The organism is Mycoplasma wenyonii, assembly GCF_003265155.1.
GTDB lineage: Bacteria > Bacillota_I > Bacilli_A > Mycoplasmatales > Mycoplasmoidaceae > Eperythrozoon_A > Eperythrozoon_A wenyonii_C.
On sequence record NZ_QKVO01000023.1, the window covers coordinates 1 to 4,778 of the forward strand.

General features: G+C 31.6%; 5 protein-coding genes. 2 read left to right on the forward strand and 3 right to left on the reverse strand.

Annotated features, from left to right (window positions below; all coding sequences use genetic code 4):
• Positions 1-415: 415 nt before the first annotated feature.
• Entirely contained in the window at positions 416-847 is a 432-nt protein-coding gene (locus tag DNK47_RS03195) for a hypothetical protein (RefSeq protein ID WP_112665889.1), read from the reverse strand.
• 304 nt (positions 848-1,151) lie between these two features.
• Between DNK47_RS03195 and DNK47_RS03200 the strand changes: the two genes are divergently transcribed.
• Both DNK47_RS03200 and DNK47_RS03205 read left to right on the forward strand, forming a co-directional pair.
• A complete protein-coding gene (locus tag DNK47_RS03200; RefSeq protein WP_112665891.1) occupies positions 1,152-1,607 on the forward strand; it encodes a hypothetical protein in 456 nt (151 codons plus the stop codon).
• Between the two features lie 71 nt (positions 1,608-1,678).
• Positions 1,679-2,290, forward strand: coding sequence for a restriction endonuclease subunit S (locus DNK47_RS03205; protein ID WP_112665893.1), 612 nt, complete (start codon positions 1,679-1,681; stop codon positions 2,288-2,290).
• Here the strand turns inward: DNK47_RS03205 and DNK47_RS03210 are convergent.
• Together DNK47_RS03210 and DNK47_RS03215 are read right to left on the reverse strand one after the other, a co-directional pair.
• Positions 2,287-2,943 carry a hypothetical protein gene (locus tag DNK47_RS03210; RefSeq protein ID WP_112665895.1) on the reverse strand — a complete coding sequence of 219 codons (657 nt, stop codon included), beginning with the start codon at positions 2,941-2,943 and terminating at the stop codon, positions 2,287-2,289. The genes DNK47_RS03205 and DNK47_RS03210 overlap by 4 nt on opposite strands.
• Positions 2,944-3,109: 166 nt before the next feature.
• On the reverse strand, positions 3,110-4,288 hold the full coding sequence (locus DNK47_RS03215) for a restriction endonuclease subunit S (RefSeq protein ID WP_112665897.1): 1,179 nt from the start codon (positions 4,286-4,288) through the stop codon (positions 3,110-3,112).
• Positions 4,289-4,778 lie beyond the last annotated feature (490 nt).

Consider the following 4,778-nt stretch of genomic DNA (forward strand, 5'->3'; position numbering starts at 1 on the left):
GAAGGAGTTTGATTTACAGTATTAACGATCGGTGATCTAATTTGTTCTGTAATTGCATCGGAACCATTTGATGTAAATAGATAAGTTACTCCCCCGACAACACTTCCCCCTACAGCCGTTACTACAGCAAAAAGCTTTCCATTCATAAGGAAAAAATGTACTTAAGGATTTTACAGGGGAAAATAGAGATTTCAAATTTATATAAAGAATTTATAAGTTCCTAAAAATCTAAAGTCGATTATGTGATTAAAGAAGTTCTTTAATTCATGAGCTAAATGCAAGGAAAAGCAAGATAAGAAAGGCCATCCAAAATCTAACTGAAAAACTTTCTTTAAGCCTTTTAGGATAGAGAAATAAAAATATCAAGTTAATTGTTTTTACTCTAAAAAATTTTTAAATGGAGATTCTAAATGGTTTATTTTTCCTTATTTTTGTAATGTCTTCAAAAGAATAAAGGCTTAGTGAAAAGACAAAATGGCAAAGTGCTGAAGGACAACATTGCCTCTATAAGTAATAATTTATTTTTCTCTTCCTGTTGATTCGAGCAACAGCTTTGATAATTTTTAGTTACTTTTCAATTAACAAATGCCACTAATAACATTATTACTCCAGCCACAGATATAAATCCAAAGAAAGGGTTATCTCCTCATGAACTATGAATTCCATGGCTTACTATAGAAGAAGGATATGCTATGGCAAAAATTAGTTGTAAAGCTGAAAATCTTAAAAGTTTAGTGTATGCATTTTCAAATTCAACATCTCTTCGAAAAAAATAGAATAAACCTCTCTTGAGTTTTTCTTTAAATACTGTCCTCTCTAGCCCCCCCCACTCATTAGAAACAAACATTGATTTTCTCACAAGTATTTAGATACTAATTAAAATTTCGATTCACACAATTTCAACTTAATTCAGCATAATCATCCAAATTCAAGAGTAACAATAAATTTTCTGGATTAGTCAATGCATTTAATATATTTTCTGTTTTTCAAAAACTTTAGATAACAACTCTTTTGCCATCCCCACGGAACTAACTGCTTTTATTAAATCTATTATTTCATTTGCAAGATAACTTTAGTCAAAAAAAATTCTTAATTATTAGATAAAAAGTGCAATTAAATTAAGGTAACAATTGCAAACATTTAAAAATTAAATGACAAAAAATGAATCACTTCATCCTTTAGGAAAATACATTCGATTAAGTAGAGAAAAGAATACTCAATTATTAGCCACTAGACATTTTGGTCTTAGTGCGAGTGAGGGGTTAGTAGAGTTACCTTTCGATAAGGGAAAAAGGGATAAAAGTTCTTATTGGATTTTGAGGAAAGGGCAGATAGCTGTTGATTTAATGCACTTGGGACAAGTAAGAGAGTTTGCATTCGAAAGATATACACACAATGACTTAGGCATAATCAGCAATATTCACACAGTTTTTAGTATTTCAGATTTTTCACTCGATGGTAAGTATTTGTTTCTAATTCTTAAAAGTCAAAGGAAAAAAAACATACTCTTGCATTATGCTTGTCACGGAGTTGAAATGGTTTTGCCTTGAGAAGACTTTTGCAATCTCCCTATTAGAGTGCCCCCCCCAGCCAGCAAGAAGAGTTAGTAAGAAAATATCAAATAGTTGAAAGGATAATTAAGTTAAAGAGAGAGATAAACGAGACTCTAGAAAAATGAATGGAATCCTATTACCACATATTGTTCGATAAGTTATCAGAAGATCAGTTAGAGAGAAAGAAACTAGGAGATTTATTTACTATTAAAGGGGGCGCGACCCCTTCTACTAAATATCCTGAATATTTTTGTCAAGAGGGAGGAATTCCTTGAGTAGGTATAAAAGATTTAACTTCCAGAAAAGGAAAATTTATCGATAGAGGGGAAACAAATATAACTCAAGAAGGATATAACAGTTGTAGTACCTACATTATTCCCGAAGATTCAATATTATTCTCTTGCCGAGGAACTATAGGAGTTATTGCAATAAATGATCAACAAATATGTTTCACCCGAGGGTTGTTTGGTCTTTTTGGGGATAAATTCTTGAAAAATTATTTTTGATTCCTACTTAAAGATAATTTGGAAAAAATCAAAGGGTTAGGTAGAGGGACTGTTATGAGTGGCATGGGACAAGAAGATCTGAGAAATTTTCAGATTAATTTACCCCCTCGATTACTTATGGTGACGTTTGAACAAATTTGTGAGCCTTTCTTTCAAATTCAAAAAACTAATGAAAAAGAGATTAGAGAGTTACTTAAATTACAGAAATACTTTATTGAATTAACTAATTAACTTTTATAAGAGTCACTTCCTAGTGTCAAAGTAACTGTTTCTTCTTTACTTCCATTCGTATTCGCATTACATTTACAACTTAAACTTAATCCGTCTCCATTCCACTTAAATTTACAAAACTTAATTCAAATCATTATGTTGGAAGATACTTTTACACCTTCTTTTTGAAAATTCAGTGTTAAAGTATTAACTTTCTTTCTCTCGCCCCCCCCATTGCAGAAATCTTTTGAAGGCGAAGTTAGAGTGACTGTTTTCCCATTATCTAACCAATAATCATTTTCTCAAATGTGTCTAGCTACATAATATTTTTCATCACCGCAACTACTGTCACGAACCAAAACATCATAAATTTTTAAAGGTCAAGCCCCTCATCTTATTACTACATCTTCGAAAGGTATTTCCCCTCCATTATTCTTGCGCTTAAGTAACCCTTTTGCATCTACACTTAACTCCCGCTTACCTCTGTCGGAAGAGCCAAGTACAAATCTGGGATGACCAGTTCTCTTTCATCCCCTCTGGGAATATATTGATGAAATTTCAGAAAATATTGATGTTCAAGGTACAGAAGATAGCCCATAGCAAACCCCTCCAGTAACACAACTTAAAGGATTTAAAAAGGTGAAAGTCTTTTTTTTTAGCGAAAATAAGTTCAAGCTACTATTTAATAGCTTTTCTTGTTTTTAATTTTTCAATCTAAATTTGTTCAAATATTCTTTAATTAGTAACCTGCTTAAAGAAAAAGCGGGAAAGTTTAATTCAGTTAAAGAGGAAATTTAAATATATTGGTCGAAAAAACTAAAATTTCAATTTTTTAATTGTTTAGTTAATTAGTTTTTCTCTGTAGTATCTAGATTGTTGTTTAAGTAAAAGAATTTCTCTAGGTAAACCTTTAGAAATATTTTCTGTTAATTCTCTAAATCTATCTAATCAATTAGCTATTTTTTCTTGCTTTTCGAGAGAGGGCAGGGGGATTTTAAGTTTGGAAATCTGCTTTAAATTTACGCTAATTGTTATAGGTGAAATATTACATACGTGTTGTTTTTGTTTTTTTATATTGTCTGTAGATAACGCGTAAGCTAAATATTTAGCATTTTGATTATGTTTCAAGAGAGTAGTATTACTATCAATTGCCACTAATTTTTCTCCTATATAAGCCAAAGGCTTAGCTATCTCTGAAATACTTTCACCTATTTTTGTAATAAGTAGATCATTTTTTTCACAGTACCTGTATTCTTTTTCATTGTCTAATGCGATGTGAGAAATTGGAGCTTCACAACAAATGTTATAAGTGGTATAAATCTCTCCATATCTAATACAAGGAATGCCTTCAGTTGTGATTTGAGATTTAGTAATCAAAGTTCCAGAAAAAGCTTCTTTAATGATCTCCTTCAATTCCGTCAATCGCCCCCCCCGCATTAGGCGGTTCAAATAGTACCTATACTGAGTTTTGTGCCGTTCTAGTTGCCGTTCTAGTTGCCGTTCTAGGGACGAGAAGGTTTCGAGCCATTTTGCAATTTTTTCTTGTTGCTTAAGGGGCGGGAGAGGGATTTTGAGTTTCATAAATTTTGTTGGAACTAAATTAGGTTGTGCCCCTGTAGTTCTGTTGGTATAAATTTCTTCTTGTTTTGTTAATAAGGCATGGAATAAATATTTTTTGTCAACACCTCTCGCTTTTAAACATAGTTTCGCGCAACCAGAATAAAAAATTATCTTTTGATTAGTTTGATTAATAGCTATTTTTCCAGAATTTGCCCCAGATTTTGCAACAATTATTTCATCTGGATAGAGAAAATGACTATCCTTTATCGAAAAATCTTTTGGGTTAATTCAACTCAATTTATCAGTAGTGATATTCGCTTCTTGTAAATTTCCTATTTTCAAAAAAGGCAGTAATTCTTCTTGTAAGTTATCTTTAGATTGCATATTTGAAGGCACAAGCAAACCTACTTGAAACTCACAAATCTCACCTAATTTAACTAACTTAACTTTCCTACCCATTAAGTTAGGAAGTTGTTAATCCAAACTTACAGGTAATTTAAATTGTTGAAAAAAATAAAAAAATGATAATTTGATTTTTCTAACTACAAAAAACTTTTGAGAATTCTTAACAACATTAATTGCAAGACCATAAAAACAAACTTAAAATTCATAGGACAATAATTAGATAAAAATTATGGCTACTATTACCTGAAAGGGCGGAACTGTTTTAATTTCAACAATAATTGGATCTATTGTTGGACTAAGAAAATTAGTTACCGGAGAGAGAATCATTGCCCCCCCCAGTCAGGAATAGTCTCCCCTTCTCTTTCAGATAATTTCCAAGTAACAGAAGAGAAATACAGAGACATTTATCAAAACCTTCCTGAAGAACAAGAAATAAAACACTTTGTTGTAACAGAACCTTATAGTTCTCCAACTTACACAGTAGCTTCAGAGGGAGAAAGATTCACAGATGATGAGTCTCAAATGGATCCAAACAAGACATTCT